Below are 24052 nucleotides of genomic sequence, written 5' to 3'. Positions count from 1 at the left end.
CGATTGCGTTAGGCGGGCGTGGTTCGCGACGGAGGTGTAAATTTAGCAAGCGACGCCGCCACGACGGCTGGAATGCGCCGGTGCCATCAGCCGCCCTTCTTACCCACCCTTGCCGTCATCCTTCTTTTTGTCCGCCGAGGCGGCTGACGGAGTTTCGTCCGCCGGCAAGCCTTTTTCGATCTTCGCCTCGATTTTCGGCAACTCTTCGGCTTCCGGCTTCAGGTCGCGCGCGTGCGCCCACTGAAATTTTGCTTCCAGCGTCCGGCCGACGCGCCAGTAAGCGTCGCCAAGGTGATCGTTCACCGTCGGATCCTCGGGCTTGAGGTTGATGGCGCGCTCCAGCGTCTTGACCGCCTCCTCGTAATTACCGATGCGGTAATAGGCCCAGCCGAGGCTGTCGACGATATAGCCGTCGTCCGGCCGCTGATCGACGGCGTGCTTGATCATCTTCATGGCTTCATCGAGATTGAGGCCACGGTCGATCCAGGAGTAACCGAGATAATTCAGCACATGTGGCTGCTCGGGCTGAATCTCAAGCGCCTTCTTCATGTCGGCTTCCGCCTTGTCCCAGTTCTTTGACCGTTCTTCGCAGATACCGCGGAAATAGTAGTAAACCCAGTTCGGCTTGCCCTTGGTCTCGGCGATGACGTCGATGCCTTTGCCGTAGGTCTTTGCGCAATCGGCAAACTTCTTGCGGCCTCGCTCGACGTTGCCGAGCGCCATGATGGCTTCCAGGTCGCTCGAGTCCTGCTCGATGACACCCCTGAGAATTTTGATCGCCTCGTCGCTGCGATCAACGGCATCGAGGTTGGTAGCAAGTTGAATCTGGGCATTGCGCTTCAGCGGGGAATCGACCGGTACACGCTGATAGACGCCGATCGCCATCTCCGGCTTCTTCACTGATTCATAGAGATCGGCGAGTGACAACAGCGCCATCGAATGATCGGGCGAGAGATAAAGTGCGAGCTGCAAATAGACCAGAGCCAGGTCCTCGCCGCCGCGCCGGGTCAGGGACGCGCCAATGCCGTAAAGGGCTTCGGCGGCGCCGGTTTGCGGCGAGCTAACAAGTTGCGGCAGCTTCTTGCCGGCCTTGATCTCTTTGATGCCTTCCTGAATCAACGGATGCCGCGCCAGTTTTTTGTCGAACGCCTCATACACGGCCAACGCCGCAGCGCCGTCCTTGTTGCGTGACAGCCACCGCGCATAGGCATCGGCCACGCGAAGCGCCGAATCGTCGAGTTTGTAAGCGCGCTCAAGACGAGCGCCGGCTTCTTTGTTCCGGCCCGCAAGATCGAGCAACATCCCCGAATGCAGATCCTTGAAGATCGGGTACCATTCCGGACCGGTCAGCGCGTCAATGTTGGCGACGGCCTGTTTAGTGTCGTCCGCGCCATAGTCGGCCCAGCCCGCCAGCAGCGTCGCCACGAGATCGGTGATCGGTCCACGGATGGACTGTTTGATATTTTTTTGGGCGACCGCGTACTTCTTCAACTTCAGATTATGGACGCCGACAACCAGCCGCGCGACCCGGTTGGATTTATCGATAGCGAGAATGCGGTCGGCCAGCTTCACGGCGATGGCGATATCGCCTTCGGCCAGCGACGAAATGAACGCTCGATCCAGAAGCTCGTTGTTTTTCGGATCGGTACGCAACGCCGAACGATAGAACGTCGCCGCAGACATGGCGTCGCGCTCAACGCTGGCATGGCGCGCAGCGAGATAGCTGCCCGACGTCGTCATGGTGCGCAGATCCTTGGCACTCGGAAATTGCGCGGTTTCGGTCGGATGGTCCGGCGTCTGAGCCGCCACCGGACCGGACGGAGCCAACAATGTCGTAGCAACGACAATCATCGCCAGGCGATTGAAACGATTGGACAACATCGGGATTCGCGTAGCTCCAGATTTCACGGCACGACCATCAGGGTTTTCAATATGCAACCCGGCCGGCACCATTGCATGATCCGCTTCTAACATTCGCGCCGCGTTTCAGCGAGTGTCTTTGCAAATGCGAAATCAAGGAACGCTCGCAAGCCCGGATCGGGGCCGGATTGACATTTGTTGTCTTGGGTATTCACCACCGACCTCTCAACCAGCCGCGCGACAATGCCGCGTTTGACCTCCCGCGGCAAGGATCGGCGGCGACCCAACCGCTTGCATCGCCAAGTATGGCGTTATCAGGGCCGCGCTCATAATCGCAGGCGCCCGCAGATTCACATCGCCTCGTAGTTGGGTCCACCGCCCCCTTCGGGCGGCACCCAGGTGATGTTGCCATTTGGGTCTTTCACATCACAGGTCTTGCAGTGGACGCAGTTCTGCGCGTTGATCTGATAACGCACGGTCGAGCCTTCCTCCACCCATTCATAAACGCCGGCAGGACAATAACGGTTCGACGGACCGGCATACACGTCGTGTTCCGAGGTCTTCTGCAGGGTCATATCGGCGACCTTCAAATGAACCGGCTGATCCTCCTCGTGATTGGTGTTGGAGAGGAACACCGACGAAAGTTTGTCGAAGGTCAGTTTGCCGTCCGGCTTCGGATAAACGATCCGCACATGGGATCTGGCTGGGTCGAGCGTCTGACCGTCCGGCTTTGCGTGCGGCCAAGTTCCCAACAACGAGAAACCGAACAAAGTGTTGGTCCACATGTCAAGGCCACCCAACGCCACCCCGGCGAGGGTGCCGAACTTCGACCATAGCGGCTTGACGTTACGGACCTTGAACAGATCCCTGCCGACCGCGGAACCGCGCCAGGCATTCTCGTACTCGGCGATCTCGTCGTTGGCGCGCCCGCTGCCGAGCGCCGCAGCGACGTGCTCCGCGGCCAGCATTCCGCTGCCCATTGCGTTGTGAACGCCCTTGATGCGCGGAACGTTAACGAATCCCGCCGCGCAGCCGATCAGCGCGCCGCCCGGGAAGGTTAGGCGCGGCACCGACTGGTAGCCGCCCTCGGTGATGGCGCGCGCACCGTAGGCGAGCCGTTTGCCGCCTTCGAACACGCTCCGGATCGCGGGATGGGTCTTGAACTGCTGGAACTCATCGAACGGTGACAGGTACGGATCGTCATAGTTGAGGTGAACCACGAAACCGACGGCGACGCGATCGTCGTCATAGTGATAGAGAAACGAGCCGCCGCCGGTGGAATTGTTCAGCGGCCAACCGAACGAATGCTGGATCAGCCCGTTGCGGTGCCGGGCGGGGTCGACCTGCCAGACCTCCTTGAAGCCGATGCCGAATTCTGGCGGTTCACTGGTCTTGTCGAGAGCAAATCTCGCGATCAACTGCTTCGACAAGCTGCCCCGGGCGCCTTCCGCGAACAGCGTATATTTGCCGAGCAGTTCCATGCCGCGTGTGTAGGAACTCTTTCGCGAGCCGTCCCGCGCGACGCCCATGTCGCCGGTCGCAATGCCGCGCACCGCGCCATCGTCGTTGTAGAGCACTTCCGTTGCCGCGAAGCCGGGATAGATTTCGATACCGAGCGCTTCCGCTTTCCGCGCAAGCCAGCGGCAGACGTTGCCGAGCGAGCCGATGTAGCAGTGATGATTGTTCATCAGCGGCGGCATGAGGAAGCCGGGAATCCGGATCGCGCCACTCCGCGTCATCCAGTAAAACCGGTCGTCTTTGACCTGCGTTTTGAGGGGGCAATCGGGATCGCTGCGCCAGTCCGGCACCAGCTTGTCGAGCCCGGCAGGATCGATTACCGCGCCGGACAGGATATGGGCGCCGACCTCCGACCCTTTTTCAACGATGACGATACTCAGATCGGAATCGAACTGCTTGAGCCGGATCGCCGCCGACAGGCCAGATGGTCCCGCGCCGACGATAACGACATCGAAATCCATCGACTCGCGCGGTGGCAATTCGTCGCTGCTCATGTTCTGCTTCCGCAACCGGCGACCTTCGCGTTTGTAATGCTTCTGCGGCTTGTTGTTTCCGATTTTTTACTCGAGAACAACCAGGAAGCACCTGTCCTGCGTTCCACGCAGACCCCCTTGCAGGTTAGTGTCCGGCAAATCGTGGATCCCACATGACATCAGATCAAGCGATCACTGTGCGGGAACTCCTGACCTTCTATCTCGAAGCGGGGGTCGACTGTGCGCTGGGGGATGAGCCGATCGACCGCCTCTCCACGCCCGATCTGACACCCCCCGACCGGCCGGCCGCAGCTGAGGCCGGAACCGCTCCCGTCGCGGCACGGCAGCCGCCTCGCCAGACCGCCACGGCAGCATCTCGCGCCGGAATTGCCCCGCCGCCAGACATTGCGATCGAATCCGCGCGCGAGGCCGCCCGTACCGCCCCCTCACTCGAGGCCCTGCGGGCCCTGCTCGAGAGCTTCGAGGGCTGCGCGCTGAAATTCACCGCTTCGCGGCTGGTCTTCGCCGACGGCAACCCGCAGGCGCGGCTGATGTTCGTCGGCGAGGCGCCGGGACGTGACGAGGACATCGAGGGCCTGCCGTTCGTCGGCCGCTCAGGGCAACTTCTCAACCGGATGATAGGGGCGATCGGCCTCAAGCGCAGCGACGTCTACATCGCCAACGTCATTCCATGGCGCCCGCCCGGCAACCGGACGCCGACGCCGCAGGAAACTCAGATTTGCCTGCCGTTCATCCGACGCCAGGTCGAACTGGTGAACCCTGACGTTCTGGTGACCCTCGGCAATCCCTCGACGCAGACGCTGCTGCAGACCCGTGAGGGGATCATGAAGACCCGCGGCAAATGGTTCGACTACGACACCGGCACGCGAACGATCCGTGCGATGGCGACGTTCCATCCGGCGTACCTCCTGCGCTCCCCATCCTATAAGCGGATGGCGTGGCTAGACTTACGCGCCATCGCCAAGGCACTGGAAGATAAGACGCTGGAGCAATCGGCATCCACCTGAGGGAAGGCGTCACAGCGCTTTCGGCCGGACGATGGCCCAACCGATCCGCAATAAAGGCAGCCGACCGTTGACGAGACGCCCAAACGTGCGCGGAATCTCCGGCACAATGCCCGGAAACCGCTTGGCAATGGCTTCGGGCGGTGTACCCGCGGTGTCGGACGCGCGCCAGACCACGACCCCCCCGAGTTCGTTGAACTTTGCCAGCGTTATCCATGGCGTGCGCTCGGGACTCGCATCGAGCAGGAGATGGGGTCGCGAGGGACCGAGCGCGACGAGGGCCGCAAGCAGCGGATCGCCCGCGACTGCCGGCAGCGGGCGATTGGTGCGACGCTCGAAATTCTCGCCAAAGAAAGCGCTGATGGCAGATGCCGGGATAGATGTCGCAACCTCGGTGTTGGCGAACCACGGCTGAACCATGACAGTCGCAATCACAGCCAGCGCCGGAGCCACGACCGTGGCGAGCCACGCCACGCGAAGCACACGCAGGCGGCGTAGATGGATGAGATCGCCGGAAAGCAGGACGACCGCCAGGCCGGACATCGACAGCGCAATCGGTGCGCCTCCGATGACGTAATCGACCCCGAACAGAGCCCCCACCAGACTTCCGCCGAGGGCCGGCGCGAGGGCGAAGACATAGACGAATGTCTGCGCCAACGGATCCACTGGCGGCCGCACGATCACCGGCGCGTCCTCAGGCTTCCGATTGACGAAACTGGAATTGAGGACAATCAGCAGCAAAAGGCCAGCCGTCGCGAACACGAGCGCGAGGAGCAGTTCGCTCCAGCGCAACAGCCGCAAATGCAGTTCGAAAATATCGGGCCAAGGCGGCGCGCCGAGTACGTCCGCGCGCACCAGCCAGATCAGGTAAGGCAACGCGAGCACCGCGATCACCAGCAACGCAAACAGCGGATCGACCGAACCCAGGGCATTTCGGCCACGCTCCGTCGCCAAGGCGAACAGGGTGAGGGCCAGCAACAACCCGGCGGCGGCCGGCGTGGTCAGCAGCAGCAGACCGGCTTCGATCGATAGCGCGAACCATGCATTGCGGCCCTGCCCGACGATCCGCCAGCCATGCAGCAGCAGCAGCGACCACAACGGCAAAGCGAGCACCGACGGGCCGAACGTCAGGCCGGGCGCCCCGTACGCGGTGACCGTCAAGGTCAGCAAAACCGCCAGAACAGCCTGCTGGCTGCCGACGATAGTCCGGGCCAGTTCGAACAGAACCCGGAATGCAACGATGAAGCAAAGCTGCGACAGCAGATAGACGCCGAAAATGTGGTTGCCGGCTGCGCGATAGGCGATGTCCGCGAGCCAGAACGCGAGAGGCGGCCCGAGATCCGTTCCGACCCGATATTCCCGGCCAAACGCCAGCGCGGTCGCAAGGTCTCCTGGCGGAGCCGGATACAGCAGCAAAGGCACCAGCAGCCACATCGCTGCCTGAAACAGCACCACGATCCAGAAGACCAAAAGCGGTCTGGCGCGGATCAGTTCGACAACCAGCGATGTGAAGCGCATGAAGGACCTGATGACGGCGGGTCTTGCGGAGTTCCGAAGTGCGCGGGAGTAAGACGGCTGCGAGTGATACGGCGCATGAACTGGCGAAGCAACCAGCCTGCCAGGTCATATCTACCAGGTCAGATTGCCGCCTCGACCGCTCCTCGGGTCGACTTTTCGCTCGCGGAGACGCTTTCCCCGGTGGGCGACACGCGGTGACGTTCGCGCGCCGCAACAACCGGCGCAAAGAAGCTGCGATGATGAGGGCTTGGCCCGAGACGGCCAAGCGCCTCGAGATGCCCGGGGACCGCGTAACCCTTATGTGTCTCGAAGCCGTAGCCGGGGCAGTCCTGCGCTAGCTTGCACATCAGCCGGTCGCGCGTGACCTTGGCAACGATCGAGGCGGCGGCAATCGACAGCACGAGCCCGTCGCCACCGATCACCGGCTCGCACTCGCAAGCGATCTCGATTCTGTCGCGACCGTCGACGAACACGTGCTTCGGCGTGTCCGGCAGCGCATGGACCGCGCGTGCGAGCGCCCACAGCGACGCGCGCAGGATATTGTCGCGGTCGATCCGCGCGATCGGCGCGCAGGCCACTCCGAAAGATGCGGTCGCCACAATTTCCTCGAACAACTCCTCGCGGCGCGCAGCGGTCAGTCGCTTGGAATCGTCGATGCCTTTGGGAATACGCTTCGGATCCAGCACGACCGCGGCGGCAACCACCGGTCCTGCCAATGGCCCGCGCCCGACCTCGTCGCAACCCGCGACCGGCCAAACGCCACGCTGCATCAGCTCACGCTCGCGCCGGAAGCTCGGTTGCGCGACGGCCGGCGATTTCCCCAAATTGTCCCTGGATCGACCCCGAATCATTCGGAGATAGTGCGGGTGGGGAAACCCGGAGACAATGCCGAAACGGATTTATGCCCGCTCTCCTGAAGCGTATTTCTAATGGCCACCGGTTTGCTCGTCCCGCAACGGCCTCAGCTCTGCTCAGAACAGGCTCAACTGCTGCCCGCTGCTGCATTTCGGCTTGGCGAAATGGTCCGTCGTCAGCTTTGAGCGCTTCTTATTGAGCCCAAGTTTCTCGCAAGCGATCTCGAAGCGGCGGCCGATCATCCACGCGATCGGTCCCGCGCCCTTCATCCGTGTACCCCATTGTGAATCGTAATCGCGGCCATTGCGCATGTCGCGGATCAGCGTGAACACATGACGGTAGCGATCCGGATAGTTCGCCATGAGCCATTCGCGGAACAGATCGCGCACTTCCAGCGGGAGGCGCAGCAGCACATAGTTGGCTTCCCTGACGCCGGCATATGTAGCAGCATCGAGAATCCGCTCGATCTCGCAGTCATTCAACGCCGGAATTACGGGGGCCACCATCACCGTGGTCGGAATGCCTGCTTCCGACAGTTTGCGCAGTGCTTCCAGTCGCCTCATTGGCGTCGATGCTCGCGGCTCCATCGAGCGCGCGAGCCGGGAATCGAGCGATGTCACGGAAATCGCCACCTTGGCGAGATTGCGCTTCGCCATTCGCGCAAGGATATCGATGTCGCGTGTCACCAACGCCGATTTCGTGACGATGCCGACCGGATGCGAGGCGCGCTCGAGCACTTCGAGAATGCCGCGCATGATTTTCCGGTCACGCTCGATCGGCTGATAGGGATCGGTGTTGGTTCCGATCGCGATCATCTTCGGCTCGTAGCCCTCCGCGGCCAGTTCCTTCTCCAGCAATGCCGGTGCGTCCGGCTTCGCGAACAGCTTCGATTCGAAATCCAACCCCGGCGACAGGCCAAGATAAGCGTGGGTCGGCCTTGCAAAACAATAGACGCAGCCGTGCTCGCAACCCCGATAAGGGTTGATCGAGCGGTCGAAACTGATGTCAGGCGAGTCGTTGCGGGTGATGACTTTCCGCGCGGCATCAACAGCGACCGTGGTTTTGAACGGCGGCAGATCGTCGAGGCTCTGCCAGCCATCGTCGAACGCCGTTCGCGCCTCCGTCTCGTATCGACCGCTGAGGTTGGATTGTGCGCCGCGCCCCCTCCGCCGCTCGTGATCGATTGCGACCTCAATCTCGGCAAAGGGCGAGGCGGACGCCGGTGCGGGGGGCGGCGTGACTGGCGGGTTCCTGCGGGCGAGAGAAGCGCTGCTCATGATGAGAACATAGCACCCAACCGGAACAAATCAAGAACATAATGTTCTGTCCAATCGGGAAGCTATCAGGCCGACGCTCCCCTCGCCTTCGGCCGGCGAAGATGCTCATCCAACCGCGGCATAATCTCGACGAAATTGCAGGGACGGGTGCGGTAATCAAGCTGGTGCGCAAGGATGCCGTCCCAGCCGTCCCGGCAGGCACCCGGGGATCCCGGCAAGCAGAAGATGAAGGTGGAACCTGCGGTGCCGGCGGTTGCGCGGCTCTGGATTGTCGAGGTGCCGATTTTGGCGTGACTCAGCATGTGGAAAGCAATCGAGAAGCCGTCCATCCGCTTGTCGAATAGCGGCTCGACCGCCTCCGGGGTGACGTCCCGCCCCGTGAAGCCGGTGCCGCCGGTGGTAATGATGACGTCGATGCCCGGGTCGGCGATCCACCTTTTCATCAGGGTGCGGATCGCCTCGACGTCGTCGGTGACGATGTCGCGCGCGCCGAGCTTGTGACCCGCGACGGTCAGCCGTTCGGACAGCGTCGCACCCGACTTGTCCTCTTCAAGCGAGCGCGTGTCAGAGACGGTCAGCACCGCGATGTTCAGGGGGACGAAAGGCTTTGTCTCATCGATGGACGGCATGGCGGTCCCGTGATCAAGGCACAGCGCGCTCCCTCTCCCCGCTCGCGGGAAGAGGGTTAGGGTGAGGGGCTGCCGACGTTGCAAAGATCCCCTCACCCGAACTGCTCAGGCGCGCATTTGCGCCGCCGAGAAGTTCGACCTCCCCCCGTAACAACGGGGAGAGGTAAAAGGAATCGAGCGTTGCCAACACCATTACAAATCGTCCGTCGCGAAGGTGTTGCAGGCTTGCACGCTGCCCTGCTGGTAGCCGATCATGAACCAGCGCTTGCGCTGCGCCGCCGAACCATGCGTGAACGAGTCCGGCACCACATGGCCGGTCGCCTGCCGCTGCAACGTATCGTCGCCGATCGCCGTTGCCGTGGTCAGCGCAGCGTCGATATCGCCCGGTTCGAGGAAGTTCGGACGCTTCTTCGCCTCACGATTGACCCAAACGCCGGAAAGGCAATCCGCCTGAAGTTCGACTCTGACCTGCAGTTCGTTCGCCTCTGCCTTGCTGCCGGCCTGCTGCTGCAATCGCGTCACCTTCGGGAGAATGCCGAGCAGGTTCTGAATGTGATGCCCGGCCTCGTGCGCAATGATGTAAGCAGCGGTGAACCTGCAGGCGCTGCCCGAGCAACCACGGAAGCGCGTTTCCACCTGTTTGAAGAAATTGGTGTCGAGGAAGATCTGCTTGTCCGGCGGGCAATAGAACGGTCCCATCGCGGACTGCGCCATACCGCAGCGACCGCCATTTGTGGCATTGCGGAACAGCACGATACGGGGGCCGGAATAATTTTGCCCGCTGGCCTGAAAGATTTCGTGCCAGCGATCGTCGATCTCGCCCAACACGCCGGAGATCATCTTGCCCATATCGTCGGTCGGCGCACCGGACTTGCCCGGTGACGGGCGGTCGTCCGTCTGATAGCTCGGCGACTGGCCGCCACCGGTCAGGATCTCCGCCCCCCCGATGAGGAGGCGCGGATCGATGCCGAATGCATAGCCGACCAGGCCGAGGATGATAATGGTGCCGATGCCGAGGCCACCACGTCGGCCAAATCCACCGCCGCCGCCGCCGAATCCGCCATCCTCGCGACGGTCGTCGATGTTGTCGCTCTGGCGAAAATCGTCATCACGCATGAGGTCCGTCCTCGTGTCCGATCGATCGCTAACCTAGCCGCAAGTGGCGGCGCCCAACTCAAATATAGATCTCGTTATTCAATAGCCTGCCCGGCAAGAATTGCCTATAGCGTTTTCGAGCGAAGTGGCATCCGGTTCGCGTGAAGAAAACGCGTCCAATCAAAAAGATAGTACCGCTAATCCGAAGTTCGCGACGACAATCTGAGGCGGACTTCGGATTCCACGCGGGCACCAATGGTGCTACAATTTAAGCGTGGTTCAAGTTCAGAAAAACGGACTTGGCGAACTTATAAAATACCACAAACGAAATTCTTTCCATCAGCGCCGACGATGAAACCACGACCCGCCATCGCGGGCAGACCAAATAATGGTTGCGCGCACCAGCTTTTGAAACCTGCGCATCATTGCCAAACTTGCATTTCGCCGAACGAAAGCTCTCTACAATTAAGTCGATTTTTACTTTGGCAAGTCACTGTAGCGCCAGTCGGTTGTTTGGTCCCGCGTCGCCGACAGCGTCGCCTGAGTCAGAGTATGTGAGTCATGGGTGTGTCGCGTCGCGGGGCGTCTGCAAGGGCGCCCCGCACCAAATTTGACTCTCCCGCATCGCGCATCATCGTTGGCGACTGCGTCGCCGAGATGTCGAAGCTTCCATCCGGATCGGTCGATCTGGTATTTGCGGACCCCCCCTACAATCTGCAGCTCAAGGGCGAGCTCAAGCGTCCCGACGAATCGCATGTCGATGCGGTGAACAACGACTGGGACAAGTTCTCGTCTTTCGCTGCTTACGACGATTTCACCCGCGCCTGGTTGCTCGCATGCCGCCGCGCCATGAAACCGTCGGCCACCATCTGGGTGATCGGATCATATCACAACATCTTCCGCGTCGGCGCGATCATGCAGGATCTCGGCTTCTGGGTGCTGAACGATATCGTCTGGCGCAAGACCAATCCGATGCCGAATTTCCGCGGCCGCCGCTTCACCAACGCCCATGAAACCATGATCTGGGCTGCGCGCGATGAAAACGCCAAAGGCTACACGTTCAACTACGAGGCGTTGAAAGCCGCCAACGAGGATGTGCAGGCGCGCTCGGATTGGCTGATTCCGCTGTGCACCGGTAACGAGCGATTGAAAGACAAGGACGGCCGCAAGGTTCATCCGACCCAGAAGCCCGAGGGTCTGCTGGCGCGGGTGCTGCTCTCGTCGTCGAAACCTGGCGATCTCGTCATCGATCCGTTCAACGGCACCGGCACCACAGGCGCGGTCGCCAGACGTCTCGGCCGCAACTATATCGGTTTCGAACGCGACCGAACCTACGCGGCCGCCGCCGAGAAACGCATCGCGGCGATCGAACCGCTTCCCGAAGCGACCCTTGCTCCTTTTATGACGGCGCGCGAGGCACCGCGCGTGGCTTTTTCCGAATTGATCGAGCGCGGCATGATCTCGCCCGGCGCGAAACTCGTCGATGCAAAGAAGCGCCACGGCGCTCTGGTACGCGCCGACGGGGCCATCATGCTCGGTGACAAGGTCGGCTCGATTCATCGGATCGGAGCGATGGCGCAAGGCGCAGGCGCGTGCAACGGCTGGACCTTCTGGCACATCGAAACCAGCAAAGGTCTCCGGCTGATCGACGAGCTACGGGCCGAAATCCGCAACCAGATGGCGGCAGGCTAAGGCGTTCCGAACGCGTTCCGTCCACGCATCGGATAGCCGCGCGGTAAGCGCCAAATCCTCGGTTGCATTTGGTCGAAAAATCCTAGCATGGAATGGCCGCTCGCGGACAGCCAGCCGCGTCCCCAACTCAAGCCAAGAACAAAGAGGCTTATGATGCTCAAGTTCTATTTCAATGGCGCGCCGAACCCCAACAAGGTTGCGCTATTTCTGGAAGAAGCCGGTCTCCCTTTCGAACTCGTGCCGATCGACACCCGCAAGGGCGACCAGTTCAAGCCGGAATTCCTGAAAGTGAATCCGAACGGCAAAGTACCGGCCATCGACGACGAGGGCGTGGTCGTATTCGACAGCAATGCCATCCTTCTTTACCTCGGCGAAAAGACGGGCAAGTTCATGCCGGACAACACGCCGGCCAATCGCGCGCAACTGCTGTCGTGGATGATGTTCATCGCGAGCGGCCTCGGGCCGTATTCCGGACAGGCCGTGCATTTTAAGGACTACGCGCCGAAGGGCATGGACTATGCGGTCAACCGCTACCTGTTTGAGGCGCATCGTCACTACAAGGTTCTCGACGATCATCTCGCGGGCAGCCGCTACATGGTCGGAAACACATATACGATTGTCGATATGGCGTTCTGGGGCTGGGCGCGCATGGCGCCCCGCATTATCGGCGAGAGCAGCGTCGCCAAATATCCGAACTTCAAGCGGCTGCTCGACGAGGTCTCGGCGCGCCCGGCCGCGGCCAGAGCGAGCGTGCTGAAGGACAAGTTTACCTTCAAGACCGAAAACGATGAGGACGCTTTGGGCTTCCTGTATCGCCACATGAAGACGAAGGTGGCCTGATCCGTCGCTTCATGAGGAATAAAGACCCTTCGGCTCACGCAGGAGGGTCTTTTTGTTGCTTGCGGCGCTTTGCAGCGACACTGAATTCCTTATCCTCACCCAGGCCATGCGCAATGACCTTGCGCATCAGATTGGGCAACGCCTCATCTTTCAGTCGCGCGATCGGCACCCAGCGCATGCCGTCAGGCATCGCGGTTCGCGCGGTAACGGTTGCGGTATAAACCGCAAGCTCCAGCGGAAAATGCGTAAAAACATGCGTGACCGTGCCAGCCTTGCGCTGCCAGCGCGGAGCGCTTTCAAGGCATGGCGCCTGCTTCAGAGCAGCCACATCATCCTGCGCGGCGAGCCACGTCGATGTCGGAACTTCGGTCATGCCGCCAAGCAGGCCTTTTGCCGGCCGCGTGCGGACCAGCACGTCGTTGCCACGCCTCACAACGAAGGCCGCGCCGCGCCGCAACTCGCCCGCCTTCTTCGGTATCTTGCGAGGGAAGGTCTCCTGATCGCCGCGAGCTCGTGCGGCACAATCATCGTTCAGCGGACACAGCACGCAGGCAGGCTTCTTCGGCGTGCAAATGGCGGCGCCAAGATCCATCAGCGCCTGCGCGATATCCCCAGCGCGTGTTTTCACGTCGCGACCAGCGCGGCTGTTGCCGTCGCGCCCGACTCGCGAGGGTCCGAGCAACGTCGCGGCAAGCGTTTGAATGCGCCGCTTCGCCTTCGGCAACGGCTCGTCCACAGCGAACAGCCGTGTCACGACCCGTTCGATATTGCCGTCGACCGGCATGGTGCGGCGATTGAAGGCGATGGCGGCGATCGCCGCCGCGGTATAGGGACCGATCCCCGGCAGCGCCCGTAAGTCCTCTTCCGTATCGGGAAACCGGCCGCCGTGATCGCGCAGCACCGCAACAGCGCAGGCATGAAGATTGCGCGCGCGCGAATAGTAACCGAGCCCGGCCCACATCCGTAAGATATCGTCGAGCGACGCGCGCGCCATCGCCTCAACGTCCGGCCAGCGCGCCAGAAACTTTTCGAAGTAAGGCCCGACCGCCTTCACGGTCGTCTGCTGCAGCATGATCTCGGACAGCCAGATCCGATAGGGATCGATAGTCTCGCCGGGCAGCGCGCGCCACGGCAGCCGGCGGCGGTTGCGGTCGTACCAGGCCAGCAGCCGCGTGGGACGGCCCGCTGGCGCAGGAGCTTCCCTTCGCTCGTTGTTTTCCACGGATAGCGCCATTTACCGACTCGAGGCGTTCGACGAAATTCTCTTACCGTCATGCCCGCGCCTGTCGCGGACATCCACGTCTTTATTCGTTCCGTACGTGGAAGGCTGGAACAAGCCTAGCCATGACGGCATATTTTTCAACCGCATCCCAAATGAGAACCGACATGCTATAAAAGCGGTGATGTCCAAGCCCGGCCCAATCTCAGCCAAGCCGTTGTCGGCATTGCTCGGTGATGTCTTCTCCGATGCCTATGCGCGGCAGGGATTCGCCTCACGCGAACTGGTGACCCGCTGGGCGGAAATCGCCGGCCCCGAGATCGCCGCGCATTCCGAACCGATGAAGATCCAGTGGCCTCGTCCGATCGAGGGGCAGAAGCAGGAACCGGCGACGCTGGTATTGCGGGTCGAAGGTCCTGTCGCACTGGAAATCCAGCATTCCTCCGATGTCATTCTGCAAAGGGTCAATCGGTTCTTCGGCTGGAACGCGGTCGGCCGGCTGGCCTTGCGCCAGGCCCCTTTGTCGCGCAACTCCGTGCGGTATGCCTCACGGCTGCCCGACGCGACGGACGTGGCACAGGTGGCGGAAACGCTGTCCTCGATCGAGGACAACGATCTGCGTACGGCGCTGGCGCGACTCGGCGCCTCGATCAAGCGGAATTGACGCGATGGTGGAGCACACCGACAGCGCGCCATTGCCACAATTCTGGTTTCAAGCTAGCGAACAATTGTCGTCAGGGCGCTTGCGCCGTTTTCGGGAGAAGACCGTTGATCATTACGCGCCGCGCCGTTAATGCCGCCCTCGCATTGGGCGGACTCGCCGCCTTCGTAGGTCTTTCGCCATTGCGCCTGATCGGCGAGGCCATGGCCCAGAGCGCCACCGCCACGGACGTGGCCAAACCCGTTTCGCTGCCGGACATGGCGCTCGGCCCCAAGGACGCCGTCGTCACCATCACCGAATATGCCTCGATGACGTGTCCGCATTGCTCGCGGTTCGCGGAAGACGTATTTCCGAAGATCAAGGTGGACTACATCGACACCAACAAGATTCGCTATGTGTTCCGCGAGTTTCCGCTCGACATCAAGGCCGCCGCCGGCGCGATGCTGGCCCGCTGCATCGCCAAGGACGATGCGGGAAAATATTTCGCCGTGATCGACACGCTGTTCAAGTCGCAGGACGCATGGACCGGATCAAATACCACGGAATCGCTGAAACTGATCGGCAAGCAGACCGGACTTACGGGAGATGAGGTTGAAAGCTGCCTGAAGGATCAGGCCTTGCTCGACAAGATCGCGGCCGACCAGAAATACGCCAATGAGGTTTTGAAGGTGAATTCGACACCGACGTTCTTCATCAACGGCGACATGGTGAAGGGCGAGATCGCATTCGAGGACTTCCAGAAGAAGATCGATCCCTTGTTGAAAAACTGAGGGTAGCAAACAAACGTTGGCGGACACCGGCTGAGGTTCCAGAGTCTTTCCACTTCCGGGGAATCAGAAGCGGAACTTTATGGTTTGATCTGACGCGTTTTCTTCACGCGAACTGATATCCGCTTCGCTCGAAAACGCTATAACCCCTGCAAAAGCCTTTGGAAAAGCTTGTCTGCGCGGTTGCTCTGGTACGTCGCTATCGCCATTGTCGAACCTCGCGAGGCGCGCGACTCAGGGCTGCTGACAGTACGTGTGGTATTGTGGCTGTGGGGTGATTCGCGTCTTGCAAGCACAGTAGAGTGTCCATGAAACTCACGCGCCTTCGCCTTCACGGCTTCAAGTCGTTCGTTGAACCCACCGATTTCGTGATCGAGCCAGGTCTCACTGGCGTGGTCGGGCCGAACGGTTGCGGCAAGTCCAATCTGGTCGAGGCGCTGCGCTGGGCCATGGGCGAGACCTCGTACAAATCGCTGCGCGCCGCCGACATGGACGCGGTGATCTTCGCAGGCAGCGGCAACCGTCCGGCGCGTAACCACGCCGAGGTGGTGATGTCGATCGACAATTCGGATCACTCTGCGCCCTCCGCCCTCAACGATTCCGAAGCGCTAGAGATTTCGCGCCGGATCGAGCGCGAGGCCGGCTCGGTCTACCGTATCAACGGTAAGGACGTGCGCGCCCGCGACGTGCAGATTCTGTTTGCCGACGCAGCCACAGGCGCGCGCTCTCCGGCACTGGTGCACCAGGGCAAGATCGGCGAGATCATCCAGGCTAAACCCGAACAGCGCCGCCGCGTTCTGGAAGACGCCGCCGGCGTGGCCGGCCTGCATGCTCGCCGTCACGAGGCCGAGTTGCGGCTGAAGGCCGCCGAAACCAACCTCACGCGCGTCGAGGATGTGATTGGCCAACTCGCCGGCCAGATGGAGGGGCTCAAGAAGCAGGCGCGGCAGGCGATCCGTTATCGGGACGTCGCCGCGAAAGTGCGCAAGGCGGAAGCGATGCTGTTCCACCTGCGCTGGCTCGAAGCTCAGGCCGAGGTGACGGAAGCCGCCAGAACCCACGACCTCAATGTCCGCGAGTTGGCCGAACGCACCCGCGAGCAGGCCGAAGCCGCCCGCCTCCAGGCGGAACGCGCGGCCGAACTTCCGGCGCTACGCGAGGCGGAAGCCCGCGCCGCCGCCGGTCTGCAGCGCCTTACCAGCGCGCGCGAGACGCTGGACCGCGAAGAGGAACGCGCGAAGGCGCGCGTCGCCGAACTCGATCGGCGGCTGATACAGTTTGCTTCCGATGTCGAGCGCGAGCAGCGACAGTCATCCGACGCCGACGCCGCCTTGCAGCGGCTCGATGTCGAGGACACCGAGCTGAAGGACGAAATCAAATCGCGTGTCGAGACGCGCAGCGGCGTCGACGAACGGGCGGCACAGGCGGAAACGACGCTTGCTGCGGCCGAGGCCACGTTTGCTGATTTGACACGGGTACTGGCCGACCTCACCGCCAGGCGCACCCAGCTTGAATCGAACGTGCGGACCCATCGCGATCGCCTCGCTCGCGTCGATCAGCAGATCACGGACGTGCAGCGCGAAACCGAAGCGCTGGCGCAGCAGACCAGCGGGTTCGGCGATCTCGATGCCCTCACCGCGGCGATCCAGTGCGCGCAGGAAGCGCTGGCGCAATCGGAAAACCTGAGCCGCGAGCGCGAGGCCGAACATACCGCCGCACGCAGCCAGCTCGAGGCCGCCCGCTCCGGCGTCGAAGCGGCGCGCGGACCGCTGCAGGACGCGGACAAGCGCGCGCAGCGGCTCGAGACCGAAGCCAAAACCATCGCCAAGATTCTCAACGGCGAAAGCAAAAACCTGTGGCCGCCGATCATCGACGGCATCAATGTCGACAAAGGCTACGAGAAGGCGATCGGCGCCGTGCTCGGTGACGACCTCGACGCACCGGTGGATCAGTCCGCGCCGATGCGCTGGACCGGGGTGGCCGTCACGGCGGACGATCCAGCGCTACCCGAAGGCGTGGAATCGCTTGCAGCCCATGTGCAGGCGCCGCCCGAATTGGCCCGGCGTCTCAAGCAAATCGGCATCGTCGCCAAAGAGCGTGGTGCGGAACTGGTTGCCCATCTGAAGACCGGCCAGCGGCTGGTCTCGCTCGAAGGCGACGTCTGGCGCTGGGACGGCTTCGTGACCGCGGCCCATGCACCGACCGGCGCGGCGCGCCGCCTCGCCGAGCGCACGCGGCTCGCCGATATCGAGAGCGAGATTGAGCGCGCACGCACCGAGGTCTCCGAACGGCGGCTGGCGCTGGAAACGGCGCAGCAGGCCGTCGCCACAGCAAGCCAGGCCGTCACCGCCGCCGCGTCGGCCGAGAGCGAGGCGCGTAATGCCTGGCGCGCGGCACAGCGCGAGGTCGATGCCACGCGCGAACGTCATGCAAGTGCCGAGCGCGAGATCAATCGCCACGCGGCGCGCCGCTCGGCGCTGACCGAAGCCCACAGCCGCCTGACCAACGATCGCCTTGAGGCCGCCGCCGCTCATGAAGCCGCGACCGCCGCACTCGGAGAATTGCCGCCGAGCCTCGACACCGAGACCAAACTCGGCGAGGTACGGACAGAAATCGACGGCCATCGGCGAGCCGCCGCGCAAGTGCGCGCCGAGGCGCAAGCGCTCGCACGCGAAGCCGAACTCGCGGATCGCCGCCTGCAGGCGATATCGGCGGAACGTAACGAATGGCAAACCCGTAAGCAAAGCGCGGCTTCGCAGATCGCGACCATCGAAGCGCGCGTGACCGAGGTCAGAGCCGAGCGCGCGGATCTCGACAACGCGCCTGCGCTGTTTGCAGAAAAGCGTAGTGCAATCATCAGCGAGATCGAGCACGCCCAAAAGGATCGCCGCGACGCGGCCGATACCCTCGCCGCCGCCGAAGCCGTGATGGCAGAGACCGACCGTGCCGCGAAAATCTCGCTTGAGTCGCTGTCAAGCGCGCGCGAGGCTACGGCACGCGCCGAAGAGCGGATGGACGGAAGCAAGCGGCGGCTCGAAGATACCGAACGCGAAATCCGCGACATGCTCGAGGTCGAACCCGACGCGGTGGCTTCACTGGCCGAAATTCAGTCCGGCGTCGACCTGCCGCCGCTGCCGGAGATCGAGGCGGATCTCGAAAAGCTGCGCCGCGACCGCGACCGTCTCGGCGCTGTCAACTTGCGCGCCGAGGAGGAATTGCGCGAGGTCGAAACCCAGCATACCTCGCTCGCCACCGAGCGCGACGACCTCGTCGAGGCCATCAAGAAGCTGCGCACCGGCATCCAGAGCCTCAACCGCGAGGCGCGGGAGCGGCTTCTGACCTCGTTCGAGACCGTCAACACCCATTTCAAGCGGCTGTTCACCGATCTGTTCGGCGGCGGCGAGGCGGCACTGCATCTGATCGAGAGCGACGATCCGCTGGAAGCCGGCCTTGAGATCATCGCCAAGCCGCCGGGCAAGAAGCCGCAGACGTTGTCGCTGCTCTCGGGCGGCGAACAGGCGCTGACAGCACTGGCGCTGATCTTCGCAGTGTTCCTCACCAATCCGTCGCCGATCTGTGTGCTGGACGAAGTCGACGCGCCGCTCGACGACCACAACGTCGAACGGTTCTGCAATCTCCTGCACGAGATGACGTCATCCACGGAGACGCGCTTCATCATCATCACCCACAATCCGATCACCATGGCGCGGATGAACAGGCTGTTCGGCGTCACCATGGCCGAGCGTGGCGTCTCGCAACTGGTGTCGGTCGATCTCGAAAACGCGGTGAAAATTCTCGACCAGCACGTCGCGTGACCTCTTCCTTCTCCCGTCGCGGGAGAAGGAACAAAGACCGCCATGATCCCGCCCGATCTTCCTGCCGAACTGAAGGCTGCCTTACAGCGGAAAGCGCAGGGCCTGACCCGCAGCGATGCCGCAGCTCGCGCGGCCGCGATATCGCAAACGTATCGGAGCGGTGGCGGTTCAAGCACGATCCGAGACGAAACTGACGCACTAGCCTATGCGCTGGCGCGGATGCCTGCGACCTATGCGGCCGTGGTAGCCAGCCTCAATGCGCTTCGCGAGATACGTCCACAGTTCATACCGATCAGCCTGCTCGATGTCGGAGCCGGACCCGGAACGGCGACCTGGGCCGCTGCGCAGGCGTTCGAATCCCTCGACGCATTCTCGGCGATCGACGCCAATCCGGCGCTGCGTTCGCTCGCACTGGACCTCGCTGCCGATGAGGTGCGACTGAACGGCCTCAGCTATGTGCAACACGACGCGTCAGCTGGGCTTCACAATGCAGCCGAGAGCGCCGATCTTGTGCTCGCGAGCTATGTCATCGGCGAACTCAGCGCCGATCGGCAAGCCGCGCTCGCGGATTTGATGTGGGCGGCGACGCGCGACACGCTACTGGTCGTCGAACCCGGCACGCCTGCCGGCTACCGGCGAATCCTCGATCTGCGACGCAGGCTGGTCGCGCGCGGCGCGCATGTCATCGCCCCCTGCCCGCATGATGGCGAATGTCCGCTCATGTTGTTGTCAAGCGAGGCAGGCATTTCGCGTGAAGACAATGCATCAAAACAAAAAGCTGTGCCGGACTGGTGCCATTTCGTGCAGCGGCTGCCGCGGTCCCGCGCGCATAAGCAGATCAAGGGCGTGGAGCTTCCTTTCGAGGACGAAAAATTCAGCTATGTCGCGTTGGCCCGAACGCCCGCCCGACAACGTCCGGCACGGGTGCTAGCGCCACCGCTGGTCACCAAGGCCGCAATGCGGATCAAGCTGTGTCGGCCCGATGGGAGCGCCGGCGTCGCGACATTTCCCCGTCGTGACAAGGCCAGCTATTCCCGTGTGCGCCGGGTCGGCTGGGGCGACGCCGTCAACCTGATCGAGACTTAATTTTTTGAAAACTAGGACGGCCGCGTAAAGACGTAAGCCAGCCCGGTCAGCATCAGAAGTACCACCGCCGCCGTGAGCCAAGGGCCGGGATGACTACCAAACCAGAATCCCGCAAAGCCGATCGCCATGCCGCCCAGCGCCATCAGCTTGGCCTTTACGGGGATCGCGCCGCGCTCGCGCCAGCCACGCAGCAGCGAGCCAAAACGTGGGTGCTGCAACAGCCAGTTTTCAAGCCGGGGCGAGGAACGGGCGAAACAGGCGGCAGCCAAAATCAGAAACGGCGTCGTCGGCAGCACCGGCAGGAACGCACCGATAAAGCCGAGCGCGACGAAACAGATACCCAGCACCAGAAAAATGCCGCGCATCATTCGCGACGTGCTGGTGCGCGGATCGACGGCACTGGCCACGCCAGCGCCAAAAGATTGCTCGTCCACGATCATGCGCTCGTCGTCCTGATCCACCACATCCACACCCTACATCTGCTTCACACAGAACAAAATACCGGACAACTTGAACTTTTCTAAGAGTTTTACCGACCAAAGGACGCCGTCTCCCGGCGGAACCTGCCGTTCGCGCGGAATATCGTCTACGGTGACCGCGTTCGCGTCCTCTCATCAGGAGCTTTTCTCATGTCGACCGGCTTGATTGTTCTCGGCGTCATCGTCGCCGTCGCTGTGTTTGCGCTTGTCGCCTATAACCGACTGGTCGCACTCAGCCAGCGCGTCGGCCAGGCTTTCGCCGACATCGATGTGCAGCTCAAGCAGCGTCACGACCTGATCCCGAACCTTGTCGAAACCGTGAAGGGCTATGCTACGCATGAGCGCGGGACACTGGATGACGTCATCAAGGCTCGCAACGTCGCGATGTCGGCGCAGGGGCCGGCGCAGGTCGGCGCCGCCGAAAACCAGTTGAGCGGCGCGCTTGGCCGGCTCATCGCGTTGTCGGAGGCTTATCCGGATCTCAAGGCCAATGCCAATTTCCAACAGCTTGCCGGCGAACTGTCCGACATCGAAAATAAGGTCGCCGCAAGCCGTCGTTTCTTCAACAACGCTGTTCAGGAATACAACACCGCTATCCAGCAACTGCCGGCAGCGTTGTTCGCGAGCACGTTCGGCTTCACGCACAAGGAGTTTTTTGATCTCGGTGCCAACCGCGCGACCGTAGAACAGACGCCTCAGGTGAAATTCTGAGGCTTTTGCCATGGATCGAAGCGGGCAGAACGGACTCCTCTTTCCGTTCTTCGGAGGTGGAGACGGCTATCCAGTCACCGAGATCGATCTTGTCGTTGGCTCGATCCCTTTCCGATTTTGTTGCATCCCCCTCTCCGTCCTTCACCCACTGCCACCTGAGGGAAGGAAACGGATCGTCTGCGCGACAAGCGCTGCAAACGGATTCGCCTAATGGCAGCCTACGGTCTCTACACCCACATCGCGTCGAACAAGATTCGTTCGATGTTCTTGCTCGCCGGGCTGTTCGTCCTGATTTATGTGATGGTGTTCGCCGGCGCGCTGATTGCCGAGGTGTTTCGGCGCGGCGCAGACTACCCGGCGGCGTTCTACATCACGATCGCCTGGCATGACCTGATCGCCGCCCTCCCCTGGGCAACAGCAGGTTCAGCGCTGTGGATCGTGATCGCCTATTTCTTCCATCAATCGATCATCGATGCGGTCACCGGTGGCCATGATGTCACCCGCAAGGAGCAGCCGCAGCTCTACAACTTGCTGGAAAACCTTTGCATCTCGCGCGGCATCCCGATGCCGAAGCTGAAGGTGATCGATACCGACGCGATCAACGCTTTCGCTACCGGCCTCAATCGCCGTCAATATGCGATCACCGTCACCACCGGCCTGATGAACCAGCTTAACGATCGGGAGATGGAAGCGGTGCTCGGTCACGAACTGACCCACATCCGCAACGGCGACGTTCAGTTGATGGTGGTCGCTGTCATCATCGCGGGCGTGGTCGGCTTCGTCGCGGAATTGTGCTTCCGCATCTTCTTCAACAGTGGCGTGCGGATCGGCGGCGGCTCGTCGCGCTCATCCTCCTCCCGCAGCGGCGACAGCAAGGGCGGCGGCGCCGTCATCGCCGTGATCCTGGCGATGGTGCTGATCGCGCTCTCCTGGTTTTTGTCGCAAGCGATACGGATGGCACTGTCACGCTCGCGCGAACTGATGGCTGACGCGGGCTCGGTTGAACTGACCAAGGATCCCGACGCCATGATCTCGGCGTTGCGCAAGATCGAGAACCGTGGCGAACTACCGGGCGCAACCTCGGCCGTGATGGAAATGTGTGTCGACAATCCGCGTCAAGGTTTCGCCGACCTTTTTGCCACCCATCCTTCCATCGAAACGCGGGTGCGCGCGCTGGTGACATATGCCGGCGGCCACGATCCCGGACCGATGCGGTTGGATACCGAGCGCGCCGCGACCGATCAGAAATTGCCCGAGCTTCCGCCGGGACCTTGGAGCAATCCGGCGCCGCCGGACGCCGCGACGCCGCCCGTTCCCGGCCCCTGGAGCCATCGCTCCTGATCTTTATCTTTGCCGATTCCAGGACCGTTTCCGGCTTGCAGGCACGCTCCGCGCTTTCCTCGTCTGATAAAATCAGACGCATAGCTCTATGATTTTGATTTGACGCGTTTTCTCCACGCGAACCGGTATCCACTTCGCTCGAAAACGCAAATATAGCCGCCACGAATGCTCAACGGCTCAACGAATTTTGCCAGATTTGACATATCGAATTGAATTCTCCCTCGTTTCTGCCATGGTCCCGCTCCAAGCAACGACTGGGGGGACAGCCCGGGCGCGCGACCATACGCGGTCGCCGATTTCAGCTTGCTCAAAGGGGTCTCATGGCGAAGCCGGCAGTGATTGTGGTTGGCGCGGACAAAGGCGGCGTCGGCAAAACGACCGTTTCCCGCACCATTCTCGACTATTTCAGCGCCAACAACCTACCGACCAGAGCCTTCGACACAGAATCGCCTCGTGGCACGCTGAGGCGTTTTCATCCAGATGTCACTGAGATCGTCGACATGACGTCGACCGCAGATCAGATGAAGATCTTCGATACGCTCAACACGGCCAAGGCTAGCGTCACCGTGATTGACGTCCGTGCCGGACTCATGTCTTCGGCTCTGGCCTCGCTTCGCGACATCGGTTTTCTCGACGCGGCGAAAACGGGGCAGATTACCTTCGCGGTATTCCACATTCTTGGCCCCTCCATCGCCTCCCTGGATGAGATCGCGGAAACTGCCAGATTCATGTCCGGCGCAAAATATTTTCTGGTGAAGAACTTCATCAACAACACGAGCTTCTTCGAGTGGGACCAGGCGACCTACAACGCCTACTTCCGCAAGATCAAGGATGCGACCGAAATCACCATCCCGAAGCTCAACGAGATGGCGTACGAGCAGGTCGAGGTGTCATCGGTGCCCTTCCTCAGGTTCGTGGCCAATAAGGGACCGAAGAACGAAGCCGCGAACTACTCGTTCGTTTTGCGCGGCTATGTTCGCCACTGGCTCGCCAATGTGTGGAGCGAATACGACCGCATCAAGCTCACTGACATTGTCGCCTCAAAGGAGAAGAGCGCTTCCCGCGCATCGAACAAGTAACTGATTTTCCGTCATTCCGGAACCTATCAGTTGATAGTGGCTCATCAAGAATGTCGGTGGAGAGTTTGTCGGCGTCCTGCTAGATCGGGATCGTCGCTCCGATGTAGCTCCT

The 24052-nt window shown here is 61.8% G+C and carries 19 protein-coding genes; 10 read left to right on the top strand and 9 right to left on the bottom strand.

Features of this window, described 5'->3' with window-relative positions; all coding sequences use genetic code 11:
• Nucleotides 1-99 precede the first annotated feature (99 nt).
• Together ACZ5IL_RS06230 and ACZ5IL_RS06225 are read right to left on the bottom strand one after the other, a co-directional pair.
• Nucleotides 100-1881 carry a tetratricopeptide repeat protein gene (locus tag ACZ5IL_RS06230; protein ID WP_464595806.1) on the bottom strand — a complete coding sequence of 594 codons (1782 nt, stop codon included), beginning with the start codon at nucleotides 1879-1881 and terminating at the stop codon, nucleotides 100-102.
• Between the two features lie 329 nt (nucleotides 1882-2210).
• Nucleotides 2211-3872: an electron transfer flavoprotein-ubiquinone oxidoreductase gene (locus ACZ5IL_RS06225; RefSeq protein ID WP_464595805.1), complete on the bottom strand. Its 1662-nt coding sequence runs from the start codon at nucleotides 3870-3872 to the stop codon at nucleotides 2211-2213.
• A gap of 152 nt (nucleotides 3873-4024) precedes the next feature.
• On the opposite strand from ACZ5IL_RS06225, the gene ACZ5IL_RS06220 reads away from it, so the two are divergent.
• Nucleotides 4025-4879 carry a uracil-DNA glycosylase gene (locus ACZ5IL_RS06220; protein WP_464595804.1) on the top strand — a complete coding sequence of 285 codons (855 nt, stop codon included), beginning with the start codon at nucleotides 4025-4027 and terminating at the stop codon, nucleotides 4877-4879.
• A 9-nt stretch (nucleotides 4880-4888) separates the two neighbouring features.
• Here the strand turns inward: ACZ5IL_RS06220 and ACZ5IL_RS06215 are convergent, their stop codons facing one another.
• The 5 genes from ACZ5IL_RS06215 to ypfJ form a co-directional block, all read right to left on the bottom strand.
• The gene (locus ACZ5IL_RS06215; protein ID WP_464595802.1) at nucleotides 4889-6394 is read right to left on the bottom strand and encodes a glycosyltransferase family 39 protein; all 1506 of its coding nucleotides are present in this window, start codon (nucleotides 6392-6394) and stop codon (nucleotides 4889-4891) included.
• Between the two features lie 119 nt (nucleotides 6395-6513).
• Complete coding sequence (locus ACZ5IL_RS06210; RefSeq protein ID WP_464595800.1) at nucleotides 6514-7245, bottom strand: ribonuclease HII; 732 nt, start codon at nucleotides 7243-7245, stop codon at nucleotides 6514-6516.
• Nucleotides 7246-7365: 120 nt separating this feature from the next.
• Nucleotides 7366-8526 (bottom strand): PA0069 family radical SAM protein, encoded by a 1161-nt coding sequence (locus tag ACZ5IL_RS06205; RefSeq protein ID WP_464595799.1) that lies wholly within the window; start codon nucleotides 8524-8526, stop codon nucleotides 7366-7368.
• A gap of 65 nt (nucleotides 8527-8591) precedes the next feature.
• Nucleotides 8592-9155, bottom strand: a complete 564-nt coding sequence (gene moaB, locus ACZ5IL_RS06200; RefSeq protein ID WP_464595798.1) for a molybdenum cofactor biosynthesis protein B — start codon at nucleotides 9153-9155, stop codon at nucleotides 8592-8594.
• Nucleotides 9156-9347: 192 nt separating this feature from the next.
• A complete protein-coding gene (gene ypfJ / locus ACZ5IL_RS06195; RefSeq protein WP_464595797.1) occupies nucleotides 9348-10271 on the bottom strand; it encodes a KPN_02809 family neutral zinc metallopeptidase in 924 nt (307 codons plus the stop codon).
• A 540-nt stretch (nucleotides 10272-10811) separates the two neighbouring features.
• Between ypfJ and ACZ5IL_RS06190 the strand changes: the two genes are divergently transcribed.
• Entirely contained in the window at nucleotides 10812-11942 is a 1131-nt protein-coding gene (locus tag ACZ5IL_RS06190) for a DNA methyltransferase (RefSeq protein WP_464595796.1), read from the top strand.
• A 153-nt stretch (nucleotides 11943-12095) separates the two neighbouring features.
• On the top strand, nucleotides 12096-12782 hold the full coding sequence (locus ACZ5IL_RS06185; RefSeq protein WP_464595795.1) for a glutathione S-transferase family protein: 687 nt from the start codon (nucleotides 12096-12098) through the stop codon (nucleotides 12780-12782).
• A gap of 34 nt (nucleotides 12783-12816) precedes the next feature.
• Here ACZ5IL_RS06185 and mutY read toward each other — a convergent pair whose 3' ends face one another.
• The gene (gene mutY / locus ACZ5IL_RS06180; protein ID WP_464595794.1) at nucleotides 12817-14016 is read right to left on the bottom strand and encodes an A/G-specific adenine glycosylase; all 1200 of its coding nucleotides are present in this window, start codon (nucleotides 14014-14016) and stop codon (nucleotides 12817-12819) included.
• A gap of 169 nt (nucleotides 14017-14185) precedes the next feature.
• Between mutY and ACZ5IL_RS06175 the strand changes: the two genes are divergently transcribed.
• The 4 genes from ACZ5IL_RS06175 to ACZ5IL_RS06160 all read left to right on the top strand — a co-directional run bounded on the left by ACZ5IL_RS06175 (nucleotide 14186) and on the right by ACZ5IL_RS06160 (nucleotide 20330).
• Nucleotides 14186-14665, top strand: coding sequence for a DUF721 domain-containing protein (locus tag ACZ5IL_RS06175; protein WP_464595792.1), 480 nt, complete (start codon nucleotides 14186-14188; stop codon nucleotides 14663-14665).
• 104 nt (nucleotides 14666-14769) lie between these two features.
• Nucleotides 14770-15432, top strand: a complete 663-nt coding sequence (locus ACZ5IL_RS06170) for a DsbA family protein (RefSeq protein WP_464595791.1) — start codon at nucleotides 14770-14772, stop codon at nucleotides 15430-15432.
• A gap of 305 nt (nucleotides 15433-15737) precedes the next feature.
• Entirely contained in the window at nucleotides 15738-19244 is a 3507-nt protein-coding gene (gene smc, locus ACZ5IL_RS06165; RefSeq protein ID WP_464595790.1) for a chromosome segregation protein SMC, read from the top strand.
• Nucleotides 19245-19286: 42 nt separating this feature from the next.
• Entirely contained in the window at nucleotides 19287-20330 is a 1044-nt protein-coding gene (locus tag ACZ5IL_RS06160; protein WP_464595788.1) for a small ribosomal subunit Rsm22 family protein, read from the top strand.
• An 11-nt stretch (nucleotides 20331-20341) separates the two neighbouring features.
• Here ACZ5IL_RS06160 and ACZ5IL_RS06155 read toward each other — a convergent pair whose 3' ends face one another.
• A complete protein-coding gene (locus ACZ5IL_RS06155; RefSeq protein ID WP_464596845.1) occupies nucleotides 20342-20695 on the bottom strand; it encodes a YbaN family protein in 354 nt (117 codons plus the stop codon).
• 264 nt (nucleotides 20696-20959) lie between these two features.
• Here ACZ5IL_RS06155 and ACZ5IL_RS06150 point away from each other — a divergent pair, with 264 nt between their 5' ends.
• The 3 genes from ACZ5IL_RS06150 (at nucleotide 20960) to ACZ5IL_RS06140 (ending at nucleotide 23940) form a co-directional block, all read left to right on the top strand.
• Nucleotides 20960-21520 (top strand): LemA family protein, encoded by a 561-nt coding sequence (locus tag ACZ5IL_RS06150; protein WP_464595787.1) that lies wholly within the window; start codon nucleotides 20960-20962, stop codon nucleotides 21518-21520.
• A 210-nt stretch (nucleotides 21521-21730) separates the two neighbouring features.
• Entirely contained in the window at nucleotides 21731-22861 is a 1131-nt protein-coding gene (locus tag ACZ5IL_RS06145) for a M48 family metallopeptidase (RefSeq protein WP_464595785.1), read from the top strand.
• A 320-nt stretch (nucleotides 22862-23181) separates the two neighbouring features.
• A complete protein-coding gene (locus ACZ5IL_RS06140) occupies nucleotides 23182-23940 on the top strand; it encodes a P-loop NTPase family protein (protein ID WP_464595784.1) in 759 nt (252 codons plus the stop codon).
• Nucleotides 23941-24052: the final 112 nt, after the last annotated feature.

The organism is Nitrobacter sp. CN101, assembly GCF_055390255.1.
Note: the sequence above shows the minus strand (reverse complement) of the source record. Positions and strands in the feature narration are given on the sequence as shown.